Annotated in this window: 26 protein-coding genes; 18 read left to right on the plus strand and 8 right to left on the minus strand. The window is 29.9% G+C overall.

All coding sequences use genetic code 11. The annotated features are described in order from the left end of the window. Positions 1-9 precede the first annotated feature (9 nt). From ACTT9L_RS01140 to ACTT9L_RS01150, 3 genes are all read left to right on the plus strand, one after another. The gene (locus tag ACTT9L_RS01140) at positions 10-558 is read left to right on the plus strand and encodes a tetratricopeptide repeat protein (protein ID WP_440927543.1); all 549 of its coding nucleotides are present in this window, start codon (positions 10-12) and stop codon (positions 556-558) included. A 148-nt stretch (positions 559-706) separates the two neighbouring features. Beyond that, positions 707-1,363 carry an outer membrane protein gene (locus ACTT9L_RS01145; RefSeq protein WP_440927544.1) on the plus strand — a complete coding sequence of 219 codons (657 nt, stop codon included), beginning with the start codon at positions 707-709 and terminating at the stop codon, positions 1,361-1,363. Positions 1,364-1,451: 88 nt separating this feature from the next. Then, positions 1,452-2,072 (plus strand): SOS response-associated peptidase, encoded by a 621-nt coding sequence (locus tag ACTT9L_RS01150; RefSeq protein ID WP_440927545.1) that lies wholly within the window; start codon positions 1,452-1,454, stop codon positions 2,070-2,072. On the opposite strand, the gene ACTT9L_RS01155 is transcribed toward ACTT9L_RS01150, so the two are convergent. Continuing rightward, a complete protein-coding gene (locus ACTT9L_RS01155; protein ID WP_440927546.1) occupies positions 2,073-2,558 on the minus strand; it encodes a YajQ family cyclic di-GMP-binding protein in 486 nt (161 codons plus the stop codon). 111 nt (positions 2,559-2,669) lie between these two features. On the opposite strand from ACTT9L_RS01155, the gene rseP reads away from it, so the two are divergent. The 3 genes from rseP to ACTT9L_RS01170 all read left to right on the plus strand — a co-directional run bounded on the left by rseP (position 2,670) and on the right by ACTT9L_RS01170 (position 5,663). After that, positions 2,670-3,782 carry an RIP metalloprotease RseP gene (gene rseP, locus ACTT9L_RS01160; protein WP_440927547.1) on the plus strand — a complete coding sequence of 371 codons (1,113 nt, stop codon included), beginning with the start codon at positions 2,670-2,672 and terminating at the stop codon, positions 3,780-3,782. Positions 3,783-3,939: 157 nt separating this feature from the next. Continuing rightward, on the plus strand, positions 3,940-4,215 hold the full coding sequence (locus ACTT9L_RS01165; protein ID WP_023853992.1) for an HU family DNA-binding protein: 276 nt from the start codon (positions 3,940-3,942) through the stop codon (positions 4,213-4,215). Between the two features lie 146 nt (positions 4,216-4,361). Further along, a complete protein-coding gene (locus ACTT9L_RS01170) occupies positions 4,362-5,663 on the plus strand; it encodes an ammonium transporter (RefSeq protein WP_440927548.1) in 1,302 nt (433 codons plus the stop codon). 130 nt (positions 5,664-5,793) lie between these two features. Here the strand turns inward: ACTT9L_RS01170 and ACTT9L_RS01175 are convergent, their stop codons facing one another. Together ACTT9L_RS01175 and ACTT9L_RS01180 are read right to left on the minus strand one after the other, a co-directional pair. Further along, complete coding sequence (locus ACTT9L_RS01175) at positions 5,794-6,267, minus strand: peroxiredoxin (protein ID WP_440927549.1); 474 nt, start codon at positions 6,265-6,267, stop codon at positions 5,794-5,796. Further along, entirely contained in the window at positions 6,264-7,292 is a 1,029-nt protein-coding gene (locus ACTT9L_RS01180) for a glycosyltransferase family 2 protein (RefSeq protein ID WP_440927550.1), read from the minus strand. The genes ACTT9L_RS01175 and ACTT9L_RS01180 overlap by 4 nt, the downstream gene beginning before the upstream one ends. 19 nt (positions 7,293-7,311) lie before the next feature. On the opposite strand from ACTT9L_RS01180, the gene ACTT9L_RS01185 reads away from it, so the two are divergent. After that, a complete protein-coding gene (locus ACTT9L_RS01185) occupies positions 7,312-7,695 on the plus strand; it encodes a rhodanese-like domain-containing protein (protein WP_440927551.1) in 384 nt (127 codons plus the stop codon). Here ACTT9L_RS01185 and ACTT9L_RS01190 read toward each other — a convergent pair. Continuing rightward, positions 7,692-8,270, minus strand: a complete 579-nt coding sequence (locus ACTT9L_RS01190) for a 2-hydroxychromene-2-carboxylate isomerase (protein WP_440927552.1) — start codon at positions 8,268-8,270, stop codon at positions 7,692-7,694. The genes ACTT9L_RS01185 and ACTT9L_RS01190 overlap by 4 nt on opposite strands. Continuing rightward, positions 8,263-8,736, minus strand: coding sequence for an ABA4-like family protein (locus ACTT9L_RS01195; protein WP_440927553.1), 474 nt, complete (start codon positions 8,734-8,736; stop codon positions 8,263-8,265). Before ACTT9L_RS01195 ends, ACTT9L_RS01190 begins: the two co-directional genes overlap by 8 nt. A gap of 26 nt (positions 8,737-8,762) precedes the next feature. Between ACTT9L_RS01195 and ACTT9L_RS01200 the strand changes: the two genes are divergently transcribed. Next, positions 8,763-9,326, plus strand: coding sequence for a regulatory protein RecX (locus tag ACTT9L_RS01200; protein WP_440927554.1), 564 nt, complete (start codon positions 8,763-8,765; stop codon positions 9,324-9,326). Here the strand turns inward: ACTT9L_RS01200 and ACTT9L_RS01205 are convergent. Genes ACTT9L_RS01205 through ACTT9L_RS01215 form a run of 3 tightly spaced genes read right to left on the minus strand, consistent with a single transcriptional unit; the run spans position 9,318 to position 10,398 of the window. Further along, positions 9,318-9,461, minus strand: coding sequence for a hypothetical protein (locus ACTT9L_RS01205; RefSeq protein WP_440927555.1), 144 nt, complete (start codon positions 9,459-9,461; stop codon positions 9,318-9,320). The genes ACTT9L_RS01200 and ACTT9L_RS01205 overlap by 9 nt on opposite strands. Then, positions 9,461-10,231: a 3'(2'),5'-bisphosphate nucleotidase CysQ family protein gene (locus tag ACTT9L_RS01210; RefSeq protein WP_440927556.1), complete on the minus strand. Its 771-nt coding sequence runs from the start codon at positions 10,229-10,231 to the stop codon at positions 9,461-9,463. The genes ACTT9L_RS01205 and ACTT9L_RS01210 overlap by 1 nt, the downstream gene beginning before the upstream one ends. Further along, positions 10,228-10,398: a DUF3553 domain-containing protein gene (locus tag ACTT9L_RS01215; protein WP_440927557.1), complete on the minus strand. Its 171-nt coding sequence runs from the start codon at positions 10,396-10,398 to the stop codon at positions 10,228-10,230. The genes ACTT9L_RS01210 and ACTT9L_RS01215 overlap by 4 nt, the downstream gene beginning before the upstream one ends. 41 nt (positions 10,399-10,439) lie before the next feature. Here ACTT9L_RS01215 and mnmA point away from each other — a divergent pair, with 41 nt between their 5' ends. From mnmA to aprA, 10 genes are all read left to right on the plus strand, one after another. Beyond that, positions 10,440-11,558 (plus strand): tRNA 2-thiouridine(34) synthase MnmA, encoded by a 1,119-nt coding sequence (gene mnmA, locus ACTT9L_RS01220; protein WP_440927558.1) that lies wholly within the window; start codon positions 10,440-10,442, stop codon positions 11,556-11,558. 164 nt (positions 11,559-11,722) lie between these two features. Further along, positions 11,723-12,901 (plus strand): trans-sulfuration enzyme family protein, encoded by a 1,179-nt coding sequence (locus tag ACTT9L_RS01225; protein ID WP_440927559.1) that lies wholly within the window; start codon positions 11,723-11,725, stop codon positions 12,899-12,901. Next, positions 12,898-14,118: an MFS transporter gene (locus ACTT9L_RS01230; protein ID WP_440927560.1), complete on the plus strand. Its 1,221-nt coding sequence runs from the start codon at positions 12,898-12,900 to the stop codon at positions 14,116-14,118. Before ACTT9L_RS01225 ends, ACTT9L_RS01230 begins: the two co-directional genes overlap by 4 nt. Continuing rightward, complete coding sequence (locus ACTT9L_RS01235; protein WP_440927561.1) at positions 14,096-15,310, plus strand: chorismate-binding protein; 1,215 nt, start codon at positions 14,096-14,098, stop codon at positions 15,308-15,310. The genes ACTT9L_RS01230 and ACTT9L_RS01235 overlap by 23 nt, the downstream gene beginning before the upstream one ends. Continuing rightward, positions 15,307-15,864: an aminodeoxychorismate/anthranilate synthase component II gene (locus ACTT9L_RS01240; protein ID WP_440927562.1), complete on the plus strand. Its 558-nt coding sequence runs from the start codon at positions 15,307-15,309 to the stop codon at positions 15,862-15,864. The genes ACTT9L_RS01235 and ACTT9L_RS01240 overlap by 4 nt, the downstream gene beginning before the upstream one ends. Next, on the plus strand, positions 15,827-16,570 hold the full coding sequence (locus ACTT9L_RS01245; protein ID WP_440927563.1) for an aminotransferase class IV: 744 nt from the start codon (positions 15,827-15,829) through the stop codon (positions 16,568-16,570). Before ACTT9L_RS01240 ends, ACTT9L_RS01245 begins: the two co-directional genes overlap by 38 nt. Positions 16,571-16,572: 2 nt before the next feature. After that, positions 16,573-16,968, plus strand: a complete 396-nt coding sequence (locus ACTT9L_RS01250; protein WP_440927564.1) for an HIT family protein — start codon at positions 16,573-16,575, stop codon at positions 16,966-16,968. A 114-nt stretch (positions 16,969-17,082) separates the two neighbouring features. Further along, positions 17,083-17,877 (plus strand): adenylyl-sulfate reductase, encoded by a 795-nt coding sequence (locus tag ACTT9L_RS01255; RefSeq protein WP_440927565.1) that lies wholly within the window; start codon positions 17,083-17,085, stop codon positions 17,875-17,877. A gap of 31 nt (positions 17,878-17,908) precedes the next feature. After that, positions 17,909-18,379: an adenylyl-sulfate reductase subunit beta gene (gene aprB / locus ACTT9L_RS01260; protein WP_440927566.1), complete on the plus strand. Its 471-nt coding sequence runs from the start codon at positions 17,909-17,911 to the stop codon at positions 18,377-18,379. Next, positions 18,379-20,238: an adenylyl-sulfate reductase subunit alpha gene (gene aprA, locus ACTT9L_RS01265; RefSeq protein ID WP_440927567.1), complete on the plus strand. Its 1,860-nt coding sequence runs from the start codon at positions 18,379-18,381 to the stop codon at positions 20,236-20,238. Before aprB ends, aprA begins: the two co-directional genes overlap by 1 nt. Positions 20,239-20,259 lie beyond the last annotated feature (21 nt).

The following is a 20,259-nucleotide window of genomic DNA, read 5'->3' on the forward strand; positions in this document are numbered from 1 at the left end:
TGTAAAATTATGAATAAATTAATTTTAGTTATTTTTTTTTTCGCATTTTCACATTTTAATTCTATAGCCAGCGAGAGAGATATCAGGCTCAACCAACTGTTTAATGAGTTAAAAGCAAATAAATCAAAAGTAGCCGCAATAATTGAACAAGAAATTTGGTCTTTGTGGAGCACACATCCAACAGATGAAAAACTAACTGCAAGATTAGAAGAAGGTTCACAATTAGTTAGAGATCAAAACTATCTAAAAGCAAAAGATATTTTTACTGAAGTAATTAATCTTGATCAAAGTTGGGCTGAGGCATGGAATAAAAGAGCAACAGTACTTTATATGTTGGGAGAATTTCAAAAATCACAGGAGGATATAGATAGAGTATTAGCTTTAGAAGAGCGTCACTTCGGAGCTTTGGCAGGTCAAGGTTTAGTAAATATTCAACTAAGAAATTATGAGAAAGCAATTTATAGTTACGAAGAGGCTAAAAAAATTTATCCATCGATGAAATCAGCCGAAATAATGATTTCAAGAATAAAAAAACTTATAAAAGACGATTCTATTTGATCTAAATTATATGTTGCAAATTTACAACAATTTGAAAAATTAACCATTTTTCAATGGTTTTTAAGGCAATTTTGCCTTGTTTTTTTCAAAAGCAGCCTGTAAGAGTCCGTCAATACGTATTAAAAGAAAAAACAAGAAAGTAATTACTATGAAAAAAATACTATTAAGCGCAATATTATTTGTATTCGCATGTTTTGCTGCTCAGGCAGATAGCAGAGTGGGTATTAAAATATCAAGCGCTAACATGGCAGCGACGGGTACATCAACCACTGACGCCGGTGGAACTGTAAACCATGACGATGACGCTGATTTTGCTATTCCGGCCTTTTTTATTGAAAAAGATATAGAGGCAGGAAACTTTACTATAGCTTTAGGTTTAGATGTAATCCCGTTTAGTACGGAGGTAGATAAACTAGATGGTGGTGATGGTTTTGACGCTACAATTTCAGTTGGTAATCTTTTAACAGCATATGTTCAACCAACATTTAACACAGGTGGTCCTTTATCATTTTTTGTTAAAGCTGGTATTGCGGATGCAAGTTTAGAAATTACAGACATTTCAAGACAAGCTACAAACGCAGCAGCCAATAGTGACACTGCTAGTACTGATGGTGAACAAGACAAAGGTCTAAATGGTTCAATGTATGGTGCTGGTGTTCAGTATGATACTGATAGTGGTTTTATTAGATTGGAAGGTACTGTGACTGATTTTGATGAAATCAAACACACTAACTCGAACAGTAAAACACTTAAAGCTGACTCTGAGCTAACTTTAATTAGTTTATCGTTTGGAAAAACTTTTTAATTAATTAAAAACTAATTTTTAAAAAGGACCTTGATTTCTCAAGGTCCTTTTTTTTTGTTTAAACATAATTTTTTTTAAATTTAGATATATGTGTGGAAGATACGTAGTAAAAAATCCAGTTACAAAAACAAGCAAACTAGTTAAATCTGCAATTCAGGTTGAGGATACCGAAAACTATAATGCTCATCCATATCAAAAACTTCCTGTAATAAAAAAATATAAAAATGGCAATACTTTAGAAAATTTAAAATGGGGATTAGTACCAGGATGGGCTAAAGAAAAAAATTTTAAAGCTTTAATTAATGCAAGATTAGAGACTATTGATGAAAAAGTTTCCTTTAAAAGATTAATAAAAACCAACCGATGTGTCGCAGTTGCCGATGGTTTTTATGAATGGAAAAGAGAAGAAAAAGAAAAAACTCCATATTATTTTACTCGTGAAGATACAAACTCTATGTTTTTCGCTGGTATATTTGAAAACGATCAGTTTTGTTTAATTACAGAAGAAGCAAAAGAAAATATAAATGAGATTCATCACCGACAACCGGTTATTTTAAATCATGCTGATATTAATCGTTATTTAAATTTAGAACTACAGGGCTCAGCGTTTTTGAAAGAAAGGAAAATTCCAAATTTAATTTTTCATGAAGTATCAAAAGATGTAAATAAACCGACAAATAATACCGCATCTTTAATTCAAAAAGTTTAACTAATCTCTAAAGTTAATAAAATCAATGGGAAGCCCTATGTCAATTGCTTTGATTGCAGCCATAGCATCTTGAAGATCATCTTTTTTTTTGCCATCTACCCTCAATTCATTACCTTGTATTTTAATCTGAATTTTAAGTTTAAGTTTTTTGATATCAGCAATAATTTTTTTAGCATTTTCTTGACTAATACCCTCTTTTAATTCGCTTAATTGTCTAATTGATCCTCCGGAAGCTCCTTCAGAACTTTTAACTTCTAAAACCCTTGGATCTACTTTTCTTCTAACCAAATGGGTTTGTAACAATTCATTTACTTGCTTTAATTTTAATTCATCTGGAGCATTAGTAGTGACCGCTCTATCTTTTCGGTCTACAGATATGTTAAGTCCTTTAAAATCATATCTATTACTGATTTCTCTTAAGCAATTTGCCAAAGCATTATCAAATTCTTGATAATTTATTTTGCTTATTACATCAAATGTAGGCATGATTACATTATACAGTATTAATGATCGAAATTTAAACTAAAATCTAAAATCTAGTAATAATAAGGCATTTTAGCTTATTGAGTAAATTGTAAATAATAATATATTTAAGATGTGCTTACTTATATCGTCCCGTTTTTAATACTTATCTTAGTGGTTGTTTTTATACATGAATATGGACACTACTATTTTGCCAGAAGATATGGAGTAGGTGTTACAGATTTCTCAATCGGTTTTGGTAAAGAGTTGTTTGGTTGGAATGATAAATTCGGAACAAGATGGAAAATTTGCATAATTCCTTTAGGTGGCTATGTAAAATTTTTTGGAGATAGAAATGTTTATTCACAAGCTGACCATCAAGAAATTTTAGAAAAATATAACGAAGAAGAACGGGAAAAATTATTTATTTTAAAACCCTTATACCAGAGAGTTTTAATTGTATTTGGTGGTCCTTTAGCTAATTTTTTACTTGCTTTAGTAATATTTTTTTCAATTTACACTTTTATAGGTAAAGATTTTACTCCTGCTGTCATAAATGAAGTTCAAAAAGATAGTCCAGCAATGGCAGGAGGTCTAAAAACTGATGATATAATTTTAGAAATAGACGGTAATGAAGTTAAAAGTATTATGGAGGTTTCTAAGTTTATCACTATGTCTACTGGTGATTTTATAGACTTTAAAGTTAAGCGTTCTTACGATGAATTAATTTTAAAAATTAAGCCAAATATCGTTAAGGGTGATGATGGATTGGGAAACAAGATTAATAAAAGAATGGTTGGTATTAAGCTTGGTGCCTATGATAACAAAGTTAATCACGTTAAATTAGGACCTGCTCAGGCTTTATATCATGCAGGTTATGAAGTTTATTTTGTTAGTGTTTCCTCGCTTAAATACATCGGGGGTATGATTTTAGGAAAAGCAGATACTTCTCAGTTGGGAGGACCCATCAGAATTGCTAAAATTTCTGGACAAGTTGCAACATTTGGAGTGTTGGCTTTCATTAGTATGATGGCTTATATTTCTATAAGTTTGGGACTTATTAATCTATTTCCAATACCAATGTTGGATGGAGGACATTTAATGTTTTATGCTTTTGAGAAAGTTTTAGGCCGACCTTTATCTCAAAAAACTCAAGAAGGTTTTTTTCGAATCGGTTTATTTTTATTGCTATCATTAATGCTTTTCACAACATTTAATGATTTAAAAGACCTAGGTTTATTTAGATAATTCACAATATAAAAAGTTTAAAAAAGTCAATAAATCCAATGTTTATTTGAGTTTTTACAAGATATTGTGGGTTAAAAAAAACAAAACACTAAAAAAAAGCTTGATTTATCAACGTTTATGACAAGTATAAATATTAACCAACAAAACCGGAGCTAAAATGAACAAAAAACAACTAATTGCTAAGCTTTCTGGCTCTTTAAATTTGAGCAAAGCAGATGCAGAGCGAACTTTTGATACAATTACCAACACTATTTTAGACGCTCTAAAAGGTGATGACTCAGTAAAAATTGCCGGGTTTGGTACGTACAAAGTTGCTAAAAGAAAAGCAAGAGTTGGAAGAAACCCAAGAACTGGTGAGCAGATTCAAATTGCTGCTTCTCAAAAGGTAAAATTCTTGCCAGCTAAAGCTTTAAAAGAAGTATTCAACAGATAATATTCTTTTTTCAACAGCCCTAAACGTTTTAGAAGCACGTTTAGGGCTGTTTCTATATGCAAAAACTGCATAGCAAATTTTCCTAATCAACGTTAGTTTTAAAAATTAATAAAACTATAAAACAACTCTTAACAAGTGGAGGTCTTATGACTAAATTTATAAAAAAAATGTCCGCACCGATTCTTTGTTTGATATTTTTATTAAACATGAGTAGCGCGGGTATGGCAGAGACAACAGTTTCTGCTGAAGTTCAAGCTATATTCAATTCATTATTGTTTTTAATGTGTGGTTTCATGGTCATGTTCATGGCAGCGGGTTTTGCAATGCTAGAATCTGGTATGGTAACTTCAAAAAGTGTTTCTGTAATTTGTGCAAAGAACATTGGTCTTTACTCAATTGCCGGAATTATGTTTTGGTTATTTGGATATAACTTAGCGTATGGTATACCTGAAGGTGGATATATTGGAACATTCACACCTTGGTCAGATGCAAGTTCAGTTGATACTGGATATGCCGATGGGTCTGATTGGTATTTTCAAATGGTTTTCTGTGCAACAACAGTTTCAATTTGTTCAGGTGCAATGGCTGAAAGAGTAAAACTTTGGCCTTTCTTTCTATTTGCAGCTATCTTATCTGGAATTATTTATCCAATCGTTATGGGTTGGCAATGGGGTGGAGGCTGGTTAGCAGAACTAGGCTTCTCTGATTTTGCTGGTTCAACACTAGTTCACTCAACAGGTGGTGCAGCAGCTTTAGCTGGTATTATGTTGTTAGGTGCTAGATATGGAAGATTTGGTAGTAAGGGTGAAGCGAAAGCTCTTAGACCTTTTGCTGCTTCTTCAATTCCGCTAGTAACAGTTGGTGTTTTCATCTTGTGGTTAGGTTGGTTTGGATTCAATGGTGGATCTCAACTTGCTATAGGAACATTTGATGATGCAGTTGCAGTATCAAGTATTTTTATTAACACTAATCTTGCTGCTGCTGGTGGTGTAATGGCCGCTGCAATAATTACAAGATTAATGTTTGGTAAAACTGATGTTATTCAAATGTTAAATGGAGCAATTGGTGGTCTTGTGGCTGTAACAGCTGAACCACTAGCACCATCGCCTTTAGCAGCTATTTTCATAGGAGCTGTAGGTGGTTTAATCGTTGTATTTGGAACTAAATTACTTTTTAGTTTCAAACTTGACGATGTAGTAGGTGCAATTCCGGCTCACATGTTTGCAGGAATATGGGGAACATTAGCTGTGCCATTAACAAACACTGATGCATCGTTTAGTGCGCAATTAATTGGTGTGCTATCAATTAACATTTTTGTATTTGTGGTATCGTACATCGTGTTCTCTGCTATGAAAGCTACTTTTGGAATTAGATTAAGTAAAGAGGCTGAGGCCAAAGGTACTGACGTAACTGAAACAGGAGTAATAGCATACGCAATACGTGACTAATTGCATGTAATATAGAGGCTCTTCGATCTCCATGTCGTTATCTCATTGAAGAGCCTCTAATAAAAAGAATTAACTATAATCTCTCTCTCTAGTTAGTTAAATAAAGGCCCCTTAGAAATAAGGGGTCTTTTTATTTTTTTACGATATCTTGTAGAGTTTTTAAGACTTCTCTTGCATGGTCTTTAACTTTAACGTTGTCCCAAACCTTAAGTATTTTACCTTTTTTATCTATTAAATAAGTCGTTCTAACTATTCCCATAAATTCACGACCCATAAATTTTTTCTTTCCCCAAACTTTATACTTTCTAAGAACCTTTATTTCTTCATCAGCAAGCAAATCAAACATAATTTTGTACTTATCTTTAAATTTTTCATGACTTTTTAAACTATCTTTTGAAACGCCATATACCTCACAGTTTAATTTTTTAAATTTAGAAAGTAGTTTATTAAAATCATTAGTTTCAATAGTACATCCTGGCGTATCGTCCTTTGGATAAAAATATAAAACCAAATATTTTCCAATAGAATTTTTTAAAGAATATTTGCCAACTGAAGTTGCAGGAATTTCAAAATTTGGTGCTTGAGTGTTGATTTTTAATGTCATATTTTATTTTCTTTCCATAGTTTTTCATAATCTATCAAAGGCGATAAACCATATATTGAATTAATGTTAGTAAAATGAACTGCTAAAGCAGGCATTGGACTAATACATAGTTCTTTTTTATATATATCATGAAATGGTTTTTCAAAAGGATAATGTTCAAATTCGCAAGCACTAACAAATTTTTTAAAATGTTTATTAATAAGTTTTTTGCTCGTTAAAAAAGTACACAAAGATTCCTCGATAGTTCTCCAGTGACAGTTATTACCTAGAATTATTTTAGAGTCTTCTAATTTATTATAAAGATATGGATAGTCAGCAGGACACATAATTAATTCTTTACCTACTTGTGAAGAAATCCTTTCGTAAGAAAGGATCATTTCCTCTATAGCATTTCTCTTATGCAAATAATCATCTTCTACAAAATAAACTAAATCATCACAGTTTTTTCCAATATTAAGTGATTGATTTATATTTGACATATTTGAAATTTGATTATTAGTAACTTTATTTCCTTGTTGATTAATTTTTTTAATTTTCTTTTTATAAAAATTTATATTTAAATTAAGAATTTCACTTTTAAAAAACTGTCTTTTTAAAAGTTTTTTAAATTTTTCAATAACCTTATCATCAGAATTATGATCAATTATTGTAAGTTTAACTTTTACATTTTTAAATATTTTTTTATTATTGTTGATTGAATTAATAAGTGATTTTAAAGTTTTTAAAGAATAATCTTCTTTATTTAATTTAAATATTCTTTTCTTTGATTGAGTAAGCATATTAACTGAGGCGCATGTCCTTAAAATTATATCCAATGATCTGATTGGTCTTTTTATTTTAATTCTCCCCATTGGAAGAACAAGAGATTGTATTCCTAAATTTGATAAGTTTTTAGAACCTTTTTTGTTAGTCGTAGGAAAACTAAGATTACCTTGATCGACAATTTCATAATCAAAAAATCTACAAAATTTTATAAATAGTTTTTTAAATAAACTAGATTTTCTTGTTTTATTTTGAACTTTCATAAGTTAGAAATAATTAATTATGACAATTAAATCAATTCAAAGTTTAGTAGATTCAGCAATGCAGGAAATAAAAACTATTAATGCAAATGAAGCTTATGAAATGTTTGAAGGTAATAATTGTAATTTAATTGATATAAGAGAGATAAATGAATTAGATAACACTGGTAGAGTTGAAGGTGCAAACCACATTCCAAGAGGCATGCTAGAAGTTTATTTAGATCCAAATAGTCCAATCATACAAAATAGACAGGTTGATAAAAATAAAGAGCTTATTTTATTTTGTGCAGGAGGCGTGAGATCTGCTTTGGCCGTAAAATCATTAAAAGAAATGGGCTATGAAAAAATTTCTCATATTGATGGTGGATTTGCTGCAATGAGCAACAGTGGTTTTAAAATAATTTAATTATTATTTAACTCTTCTAAAGCATATTCAAGTCTATCTTGTCCCCAAAAAGTTTTATTATTAACTATAAAGGTTGGGGTTCCAAAAACTTCTCTTTGAAAGGCATCAGCAGTTAATTTAATCAATTTATCTTTGACAGATTGTTCTTTTATAGATTTAAAAAATTCATCATTATCAATATTTAATGTATTTAATAATTTAGAAAAATTTTCGATATTTGATAAGTCTTGATCATCTCTCCAATAAGCGTCAAAAAAACAATTTAAGTAATCGTTTTGCTTGTCCTTACTAACACTAATATATCCTCTCATTATATTTAGAGAATTTATTGGAAAATTAGAATTCCATTTGAATTTAATATTATTTTTTTCAGATACCAAATTGCAATCATTAATATTATTTCTTAATTTATATTTATTAAATGCAGGAGAATCAATTTCAGCTAGCTTATGAAGACCCCCTAAATAAATTGGTTTGTAATTAAATACGATATTTTTATGTTTAAGAATTTTTTTGTGTGCGATATATGCATAAGGACTAATTATATCGAAATAAAAATCTATATGATTACTCATATAAACTAATTCTTTTTGCGTAAAAAATTCTAATTATCCAATATAAAAATAAACCTAATGGACCAATTAAATAAGTTACAATTAACGGCACAGCCATCAAAACTCTATTAATAGAAAACTTTTGAGAATCTTTAACAATCCAGCCACCAATAAATAAGTTTATTGCTATGAAGTGAGTCCAAAATAACATTATGTACAAATGGTCTTCAAACAATCTAGATAGCTCGCTTAGACCTAGGTAAAGAGAGAAATTTCCATCAAAATCGTAACCAATTAAATAAGATTTGTATAAAATGAAGATATACACACCACTTAATATGAAAAAAGGAAAAATTGATGTAACAAAAATTCTACTTAAATGAGATTGCGGAAACACTATCAAGATAAACCAAAAAGGTAGAACTCCAAGGTTGATCCACATATAAAGTGTATCAATTGTGAAATAAGTATAAATTTGTTCAATCATAAAGATATATTATATTAAATCTAAGAATGATTCCTATAAGAAATAGAAAAAAAACACTCCAAGTAACTGTTGATGAGATGCGTAATTTTGCCTTTGCATATGTTGAAAAGTATGCTCCTTCAAAACAACAACTCAAAACTTATTTATTAAAAAAATACATGAAACTATCAGCATCAAATGTAAGAAAAAAAGATGTAAATAAATTGATTGATATTGTTTTATCTGATTTTGAAAAAAACAAATTTATAAATGATCAATTTTATTCTGAAAGTAAAGCCAAAAGTATGATCCAAAGAGGAAAATCAATTAATAAGATTAGAAATTATTTAATTGGAAAAGGAATTAACGAGATATTTATTAAGGATACGGTCGATAAAATAAAGGAAGATAATTCTGATCAAGATTTTTTTTCAGCAATAAAATTATGTAAAAAGAAAAGAATTGGCCCAGCTAGAGCAGAGGATAATAGAACTTTATTTTATAAAAAAGATATATCTCTACTTGCAAGAAATGGTTTTGATTTTGAAACATCAAAAAAGGTAATGGATATAGATAAAGATGAATATCTAAAAATAATAAATTTACTTTAATTTTTTATCATTTTCTTCTTTTACAAGCTGATTTATTTTATTTCTTATATAATTTTTTACGAAAACAAATATTAACAATCCAAAAATTGAAACAGATACAATAATTATTAGTATTATTCTTAATTGTTCATCCATTATAAAATATTTTTATTTTTTAAAATTATACTTGGATTTTTTAAATCTTTTTTCCCATACAAAATTTCGTTTCCTTCAAAATCAGTTACAGTTCCACCTGCATGTTCTAAAATTGCGTGACCAGCTGCTATATCCCACTCATATGCCCTAGGTTCTGCAACATAACCATCATATTCACCAGCTGCAACGACACAGAATTTCAAAGAACTTTTCATTCTAATATTTTCTTTTACTCCTAAATCATCATAAATTTTTTGAATTTCAGGCTTTATTTTAGTTGAGTATGAAATAAATTTTAAATTTTCTGTTTTCTTAGCAGGTAAATTGCTTAAGTTAATTTTTTTACTGTTTCTAAGCTCAAAAGCATTATCTTTTTCATAAGAGTAAAACATTCTTTTTTTTGCAGGAGCATTTATCAATCCTGCAACTGGCTTGTTATTGATAATTAAACCAGCGTTAATGGTAAACTCTTCTAAATTATTAATATAATCATAAGTTCCATCAATAGGATCAACAAGCCAGAAATCTTTTAAATTTAGATTATCTTTATTTTCAGAGGTCTCCTCTGAAATGATAGGTAAATTTGGAGTAATCTCAGAAATTTTTTTTGATATAAATTTGTTTACTTCCAAATCACCATTACTTACTGGTGTATTGTCTGATTTTATTTTTTTTACCAAACCCATTTCTCTTAGTTGAATAGCCAAATCTCCAGCCTCTAAAAAATTATCAATTAAATTCTCAACAATCTCTTTCAAGTTCAACTTCATTTTCCTAGTTTTTTTAATTCAACGTTTTTTACATTAATTACTTTTTTTCCAGCATTTTCAAAATTAACTGTCACTTTATCGTTAATTATAGATTGCACTTGCCCAATTCCCCATTCTTTTTTTTGAGGATTAGTGACTTTGTCACCTGGTTCATAATCTAAAATCATTTAATTTAACTTATATTGTAAATAAGTATAAATACCACCTTATGAATAAATATTTAAATTCTATTGGTTTAGACAAAAAACCTTCAGATACTACCTTAGTTGTTGCAATGTCGGGTGGAGTAGATTCTTCTACTGTTGCAGGAATTATGAAAAAGGAAGGATATAATGTAATTGGAATAACTCTAAAACTTTATGACGATGGTAGAGAAGTAGCAGCATCAAAACAATGTTGTTCGGGTCAAGATATAATGGATGCTAAACGTGTTGCACACAAATTAGGTATAGAACATAAAATTTTATATTATCAAGATAAGTTTAAACAAGGTGTTATAGATAATTTTGTTGAGAGCTATTTAAAAGGTGAAACTCCAATTCCATGTGTTCAGTGTAATCAAACTGTAAAATTTAAAGATTTATTTGAAGTTTCAAAAGAACTCAAAGCGGATGCGTTAATTACAGGCCATTATGTAAAAAGTATTACAGAAAATAAAACTACAAACATGTATAGAGCAATAGATGAAAATAGAGACCAAAGTTATTTTTTATTCAACACAACTAGAGAACAATTAGATTATTTAAGATTTCCCTTAGGTGGAATGTTAAAAGACAAAACCAGAGAAATTGCAAAAAATCTTGATTTAAACGTTGCAGATAAACCCGATAGTCAAGATATCTGTTTTGTTCCAAATGGTGATTATGCTTCAGTAATACAAAAGTTCAGACCAGACTCCTTTCAGAAAGGAAATATAAAAAATTTAGATGGTGAGGTAATTGGTGTTCATGATGGAATTATTAATTTCACAATTGGTCAAAGAAAAGGAATTAAAGTTTCAGATAAAGAGGCCCTCTATGTGTTAAAGATAAATTCCGATAAAAATGAAATAATAGTTGGACCGAAAGAAAAACTTGGAAAAAAAACAATTTCTATAAAGAAAATAAATTTATTAACAAACAAAGAGGATTTAGATAAAAATTTATTTGTTAAAGTTAGATCTACTGGAAGTCTACTAGAGGCAAAAGTTGATCTTATAGATAATAATAATGCTAAAGTTAATTTAGCAATTCCTGAAGATGGTATTTCACCTGGTCAGGCATGTGTGTTTTATCGTAAAGACCAGTTTGGCCACAAAGTGCTAGGTGGTGGTTGGATTAAAGAATAGCAGAAGAATTATTTCTTCTTATTTTTTCTTTTAGCTCTTCTTTTTTTAGACCCTTGTTTTCTTCGGCCTCGATGTTTCTTTGGGTAACTCATTTAGTCCTATTTTAATTTTATTGACGTTTTTCATGGGATATAGCATTGTCTTAATAACATATCAAATTTATTATGGGTAATTCCTTCAAGACTTTCCTGAAACATACAGCTAAAGATTTTCATAATCAGTCAGTAAATCCTCCTGTGGTTAGAGCTTCTACTATTATTTTTAAATCTATGCAGGATATTAAAAAAACTCAGAATAAATATTTGAAAGATCCAGTAAGTGGAAATTTTGATTATGGTCGACAGGGAACATCCACAACATATGCCTTACAACAAATTTTAAAAAAAATTGAAGAATGTTATAAGGTTTATTTAACTCCGACTGGTTTTGGTGCAATATTTCTTGGTGTGTTAAGCGTTGTGAACCCAGATGATGAAATACTTGTTACAGACTCAGTTTACTCGCCATCAAGACTTTTAACAGAAACATACCTTAAAAAATTTAATATCAGAGCAATATTTTATAATCCAAATGACTTAGATGATTTAAAAACTAAGATTACAAAAAAAACAAAGCTTATTTTTGTTGAAAATCCTGGAAGCAACACTTTTGAATTTCAAGATTTATCTAAAATAGTTGCATTGGCAAAAAAAAATAAAATTTATACAGCTATAGATAACACTTGGGGAACACCTTATTTTCTAAAACCAATAAAGCTAGGTTTTGATATGTCGATTGTCTCTGCAACAAAATATTATTCTGGTCACTCAGATGTAATGGGTGGAAGTTTAGCTATAAGTAAAAGAGTTTTTAAATTAGTCGAAGCAACAAGTAAAGTTTCTGGGTTAAGACTAGGTCCTGATGATGCGTATTTAATTCTAAGAGGTATTCGAACTTTAGATGTAAGATTGGAAAAACATCAGGAAAATGCACTTAAAGTCTCCAAGTTTTTATCAAAACAGAAAAAAATAATTAAAGTTTTTTATCCATATAAAAAAAGTAGTCAAAATTATAAATTATGGAAAAAATATTATTCTGGAGCATCGGGTTTATTAGGATTTAAAATAAAATCAAAAAATAAAAACTCAGTGTTAAAATTTGTTAATTCTTTAAAACTTTTTGGGTATGGATTTAGTTGGGGAGGTTTCGAAAGCTTAGCACTTTATCAAACACATCAAGCACTAGGTAAGAGACAATTTACACATGTAAATAAGGATGAACATATAATAAGGATGCATATTGGACTTGAAGATACTAAAGACATAATAAATGATATAAAACAAGCATTAAAATTTATAAAATGAGTTCAGAAAGTTTTATTATTAACAAAAAAGCACTAATCACTTTAATTGCTGCTTCTATTGTTGTAATTATTTCCTTAGGAATAAGACAGACATTTGGTTTATTTTATTTTGATTTTAATACAGATTTAGATATTTCCATTTCTCATTTTGGTTTTGTTATGGGATTGCAGTTATTACTTTGGGGAGTATTCAGTCCGCTGTTTGGTGTAATTACTGATAAATACGGAGGAGCGGTTGCAATATTTATTGGCTTTGTTTTTTATTTAGTTGGGGTTTTGCTTTTTTATTCTGGCTATAATACCGGAGGTTATTTTACTTTAACCATAGGAGTGATGATTGGAATTGGCTTAGGTTCTACTGCAATTGGTATCCCAGTATCAGTAGTAGCTAAACATTTTCCAGCATCTAATAGAACTATTGCAACAGGAATTGTTACATGTGCAGGTTCATTTGGATATTTTGTATCACCTTTACTTGTAAGATATTCCTTAGTTGAAACAGGCTGGGAGAATACTCTTTTATATTTTTCTCTTCTTTTAGGATTAGGATTAGTGGTAGCTTTGTTTGTAAGTACTCCTAAAATACCTGTGGGAGTTAATCAAGATAATAATCAAACAGTAAGAGAGGCTCTAAAAGAGGCATTTGCAAATAAAAGTTTTATTTATCTCACTTTAGGTTTTTTTGTTTGTGGTTGGCATATTGCTCTAGTAGCAACACACATTCCTACCTATATGGTAGATAAAGGTTTGCCTGATTGGACACCTGCAATGGTTTTAGCTTTGATAGGAGTGTTTAATATGGCCGGCACTATTACAAGTGGTTATTTAGCAACGAGGTACAGTAAGAAAAAAATATTAAGTGCAATATATCTTTTAAGAGGCGTTTCAATTATCTATTTTATTTTCTTACCACCAAGTATATTTAATTCTGTAGTTTTTGGAGTTACTTTTGGTTTTTTATGGCTATCCACAGTTCCTCCAACAAATGGAATTGTTGCACATATATTTGGTACAAAATATGTTGGACTTTTATATGGAATAGTTTTTGTAAGCCATCAAATTGGTTCTTTCCTAGGAGCGTATCTAGGTGGTGTATTTTATGAATTAAATGGAAATTTTGACTATGCATGGTACGGATCTATCGCATTATCAATTTTTGCAGGTCTGATACATTTACCTATAGTAGAGAAAGCAATTGAAAGAACTCAGCCAGCATAAGTTTAAATTTAACCCTTATTTAGAGGATCTGTATCAATCAGATAAACCTTTAATTATCTATAAAGTAGAAGATGGCTATAATATTTATACAGATTTTTCAAAAAAGATCATTTTAACAAAAAAAAATATACATAAATTTCTTAATTCGTTAGAGAAAAAAAAATATAACAAAGAAACAGATTTATATCTTGGATTTTTTGGTTATGAAATTTTATGTAATTTGATTGGTATTAATTTAAAAAATAAAAAAAGGATAAACTTTTATAAAGGAATTTTTTATAAACCTGAGACTATAATTAAAATTAGAAAAGATATTAAAGTTGTATCTAATATAAAAAAACATACTTTTAACTACCAATTCAATAAAACTCAAATATTAAGTCCTTTTAAGATTAATATTTCATATGCAAAATATAAAAAAATATTTGAATTATTTTCAAAAAAAATAAGAGAAGGCGAGACTTATCAAATTAAAATTTGCACAAAATATAAGAATAAATCGTTAATTAATCCTGTTAATTTTTTTTGGAAATTGATGCGTGTTAATGCGTCCCCAGAGTCATTTATGATAAAAGACAAGGATTATTCTATAGTAAGTTGCTCACCCGAAACATTAATTGATAAGAAAAAAAACAAAATTATAACAAAACCAATAGCTGGAACTTTTAAGAAAAAATTATTATCAAATAAAAATATAGCTCTTAAATATTTCAAAAATAATGAGAAAGAAACAAAAGAACACAACATGATAGTTGATATGGAAAGAAGTGATTTATCAAAAATTTGTAAGCCTGGAAGTGTTAAAATACTTAAAAAAAAATACGTTGAAGAATATAAGCATCTTTTCCATTATGTGACTTCAATAGGTGGGATAATAAATAAAAATACAAAATTGATTGATATCATCAAAGCTATGATGCCTGGAGGATCCGTAATTGGTTGCCCTAAAATTAGAACATTAGAACTACTAAATAATCAAGAAAAAGAAAGTAGAAATATTTTTACAGGAAGTTTTGGGTTTATTAAATTTAATCAAGACATGAAGTTTAATATTATAATTAGATCTATATTAAATTACAAAAATCAATCAGAGATCTCTGCTGCATCTGGAGTAGTATTAGATAGTTCACCCAAGAAAGAATTTAATGAAAATTATATTAAAGCAAAATCCTTATTGGAGTTATTTAAATGATTTACATTATAGATCATCAAGACTCTTTTACTTGGAATGTTGTTCATCAATTTGCAAAATTTGATAAAGTATTTTGCTCAAATTATTACGAGTTAAATAACAAATTACTTGATAACAGTGATGTGATCGTTTTATCACCAGGACCTGGATCACCAAAGGATTACCCTAATACTTCAAAAATTTATAAAAAATACAAAGGAAGGAAAAAAATTATTGGTATTTGTCTTGGTTATCAAATGATTTTGCATAATGAAGGAGGCAAAATAATACAACAAAAAAAAATTTATCATGGATTTCAATCTAAAATTAAAACAAATAATCAAAGTAAAATCTTTAGAAATAATCAACAGTTTAAAGTTGGAAGATATCATTCATTAAAATTAATGGAGCCATTTAAGTCGAATTCAATTAAAATAACTATGAGATGTAGTAAAACAAAAATACCAATGGGCCTTGAGGATAATCAAAACAAAATATATGGATTTCAATTTCATCCAGAATCTTTTTTAACAGAAAATGGCAACACTCTTATTAAAAAAATCTTATCAGCTTAGTAATCTTAAAGAAGTTACTTTCAAAGATCTCTGGGGAACTAGAGGTGTATTCACTACAATGCGAATGGTTGGAAAACCTCCTAAGTTAATACTTTTAAAACCGCATTTAGAGAACTTAATAAAATCTACAAAAAAATATGGAATAAGAAAAAACAATTTAAAAAACATTATTAAAGATTTAATTAACAAAAATTCTCTATACAAAGGTTCAGATAATTTATTTCGTATAGCGTTAAATAAAAAACTGATATCAGTCTCAATTAGAAAAAGACCAAAACCAAAAAGTAATTTTAATCTTTTATTATTTAAATATAAACGTGTAGAACCAAATTATAAAAATCTCTATTATAAAAAAATATTAGCAAAATTAAGCAAAGTTGATTCAACAAAATTTGATATTGCCCTAGTCGCAAATGATAAAATTTTAGAAACTGGTACTTCAAATTTAGTTTTTGTGAAAAATGAAAAAATTTTTTCACCTAAAAAAAATTGTTATTTTGGAAACACACTTAAATTTCTAAGCAAGAAAATAAAAATTAATTTTAAAGACATTTCTATTAAATCAATTAATGATTATGATGAAATAATACTAATCGGATCTGGCAAAGGAGTAACATCAGTATCAAAAATAAAAGATCTTAAATGGAAGAGAAGAAAGAATAATTGCTACACTAAGTTAAATAAAATATATAATTCTCTTGTTTAAATATGAAAGATCCAAACTACCCTTGTATATTTTTCAAAATCAGAAAAGAAGAGCTTCAGTTTGAAAACCAATTGGCTTACTCATCCATAGATACCTATCCAGTCTCGGAATTTCATAGTCTTATCTTTCCCAAAAGACATGTAGAGACATACTTTGAGCTTACTAAAGAAGAAATCCAGGCATGTAATGATTTAATTTTAAAAACTAAAGAAAAAATTTTAAAACAAAACCCTAGTGTTAAAGGTTTTAATATAGGCGCAAATGCAGGAAAATCTGCAGGCCAATCAATTATGCATTGTCACATTCATCTAATTCCTAGAAGAGAAGGTGATATAGAGAATCCTCAAGGAGGAGTCAGGTCTGTGATCCCAAAAAAACAATATTACAAAAAAAAGTAAATATTTTTTAATTGCTATTAAAGACAAATTTATCAATAGTTTTTGTTGATATGATGAGCTAACTAGATTAGAAAACTTTAAAATTATTTAAAAATAATTTAACATAAGGGTAAAATGCTTGAAACAAATCCATTTTCGTTATTATCTGAGACAGTTCCTACTGTTGTTATGCAAGGTTTTATAATTGCAATGGTTCTTTTAATTACTTTTGGAACAATTATTCAGATGATACACCACAAAAATTTAACTTATTTCTTTAACAATGCAAAAAAAGCAAAATTGCAGGCAACAAGAGAGGTTGGAGCTGCTGAGAAGGCAAAAATTATTGCTAAGACTACTGTTTATGACATTGGAACAACATCAGAATTAGGTTTTGGAAAAAGAAGATTAGCACATGTTCTTGGTATGTATGGAACTATAATCTTTTGGATTGCTTCAGCAATGTTAGTGTTTTGTTATACAGGTGCAGATAAAACTTCTTCTACATTATGGTCAATGCTATGGCATGTAGGTGCAATACTTACATGTGTTGGTGGATTTTGGTTTTGGTTTTTTTTAAGAGTAGATGTTTCTGCCGAAGCACACCCTTGGTATAGAATTATTAAAGCTGATTTGTTTGTTCTAGCATTATTAGCATGTTCAACTTTTGGACTAGCTTGGTCTTATACTCAATTTAATGGTCAAGTTGGTTTGTCATTCTTATTTTTTGCATTGTTTGTAGTTTCAAATTTAGTTTTATTTGGTGGAGTTTATTGGTCAAAATTTGCTCATATGTTCTATAAGCCTGGAGCAGCAATACAGAAAAATTTGGCTGAAGCAGACGGCTCTAGAGATAATTTACCACCTCCTGCTGATGCGCCTGAGCAATTTGGCCTAGGAATAAAAAGAGAAGAGCCAAAACATTATTAATATGATAACAAAAAAGGAAAAAAAATAAATTATGTCAACTTTTGTATATATGACTAGATGTGATGGATGTGGTCACTGCGTAGATATTTGTCCATCTGATATAATGCACATTGATGAAAATATAAGACGTGCGAAAAATATAGAACCTAATTTTTGTTGGGAATGTTATTCATGTGTAAAAGCATGCCCAAATCATGCGATCGACGTAAGAGGTTATGCAGATTTTGCTCCAATGGGACATAGCGTTAGAGTAAGACGTGAAGAAGAAAAAGGAACTATTTCTTGGAAAATAAAATTTAGAAATGGAACAACAAAAGACTTTGTTTCACCAATAACAACAAAACCATGGGGAAAATTTATTCCTAAACTTGCAGATGGTGAAAAAGTAAAACAAGGAGAATTAAATTCACAAAGACTTTATACTGAACCTGAAGGACTAAATATCGATGGTGAGCTTCCTGCAGTTCCAAAAGAATCTTTTAAAAAAGGAGTTTATTACTAATGGCTAAGCACAAAACTCATTACGAAGACTGTGATGTATTAGTTGTTGGTGGAGGAATGGCCGGCACTGGCGCAACTTTCGAAGCAAGGCACTGGGGTAGAGATATGAAAATCGTTTGTGTTGAAAAAGCAAACATAGACAGAAGTGGGGCGGTAGCTCAAGGTCTTTATGCAATTAACTGTTACATGGGCATGCAGTGGGGTGAAAATCAACCTGAAGATCATGTCAGATACGCAAGAAATGATTTGATGGGAATGGTTAGAGAAGATTTAGGGTATGACATGGCTCGTCATGTAGACTCAACTGTTCATATGTTTGATGAATGGGGTCTTCCTATGATGAAAAATCAAGAAACTGGAAGATATCTAAGAGAAGGTAAGTGGCAGATAATGATCCACGGTGAAAGTTATAAGCCAATTGTTGCAGAAGCAGCAAAAAAATCTGCAGACAAAATTTATAATAGAATTATGATTACTCATCTTCTAATGGATGAGGCTCAAGAGAATAGAGTGGGTGGAGCTGTTGGATTTAATATGAGAACAGGTGATTTCCATGTATTTAGAGCAAAGGCTGTAATTGTTGCAGCAGGAGGAGCTTCACACATATTTAAGCCTAGAGCTGTTGGAGAAGGTATGGGAAGAACTTGGTATGCTCCTTGGAGTAATGGTTCAGCATATGCATTACCAATTGCAGCTGGTGCTAAAATGACTCAGATGGAAAATAGAATTGTGTTATGTAGATTTAAAGATGGATATGGACCTGTTGGTGCTTACTTCTTACATTTAAAAACATATACACAAAATGCAAATGGTGAAAACTATGAGAAGAAATGGTACGATCAGACTAAGGAATTAGTAGGTGAATATATAGATCACCATCCAACACCTACGTGTTTAAGAAATCATGCATTTATTCAAGAAACAATGGCAGGTGGTGGACCAATCCATATGGTTACTACTGAGGCTTTTCAAGACCCACATTTAGAAACTGTTGGTTGGGAGAATTTCTTAGGAATGACAGTAGGTCAAGCTGTTGTTTGGGCATCTCAAAATATTGACCCGAAATATACAAATCCTGAATTAACAACGTCCGAACCATACGTAATGGGTTCACATGCTACTTGTTCTGGAGCTTGGGTAAGTGGACCAGAAGACTTGTCTCCACCGGAGTATTTCTGGGGTTATAATAGAATGTTAACAATTGATGGATTATTTGGGGCAGGTGATACTGTGGGTGGAAGTGCTCACAAATTTTCGTCAGGCTCATTTACCGAAGGTAGATTAGCAGCAAAAGCGGCTGTAAAATATATTGAAGACAAAAAAGCTGAGGGTTTAAAAGTATCAGATAAACAATGTGAAGATTTCAAAGTTAAAGTTTACAAACCTTTAGAAAATTACACAGTTGCTCAAAATGAGATTACTGGAGGAACTGTATCTCCAAGCTATATTTCACCTATTCAAGGCTTACAACGTTTACAAAGAATAATGGATGAATATGTAGGTGGAATAGCTACAAACTATATGACTAATGCTAATATGCTAAAAAGAGGATTAGAGTTGTTAGCTTGGCTTGAGGAGGATCTTGAAAACGTGGGAGCTGAGGATTATCACCAGCTTATGAGGGCATGGGAACTTAAACACAGAGCTTTGACATCTCAGTGTGTAACAGAACATACTATGTTTAGAGAAGAAACTAGATGGCCTGGATATTATTATAGAGGCGATCATATGAAACTTGATGATGATAATTGGCATTGTTTGACAGTTTCTAGAAGAGACCCTAAGACTGGTAAGTTTAGTATGGAGAAAGTTCCTGTCTACCATATAGTGGATGAAAACGAGAAGAAAAAAGCTTCGTAGTAGATAATTTAATTAAATTAA

Source organism: Candidatus Pelagibacter sp. (assembly GCF_052049675.1).
Lineage (GTDB): Bacteria > Pseudomonadota > Alphaproteobacteria > Pelagibacterales > Pelagibacteraceae > Pelagibacter.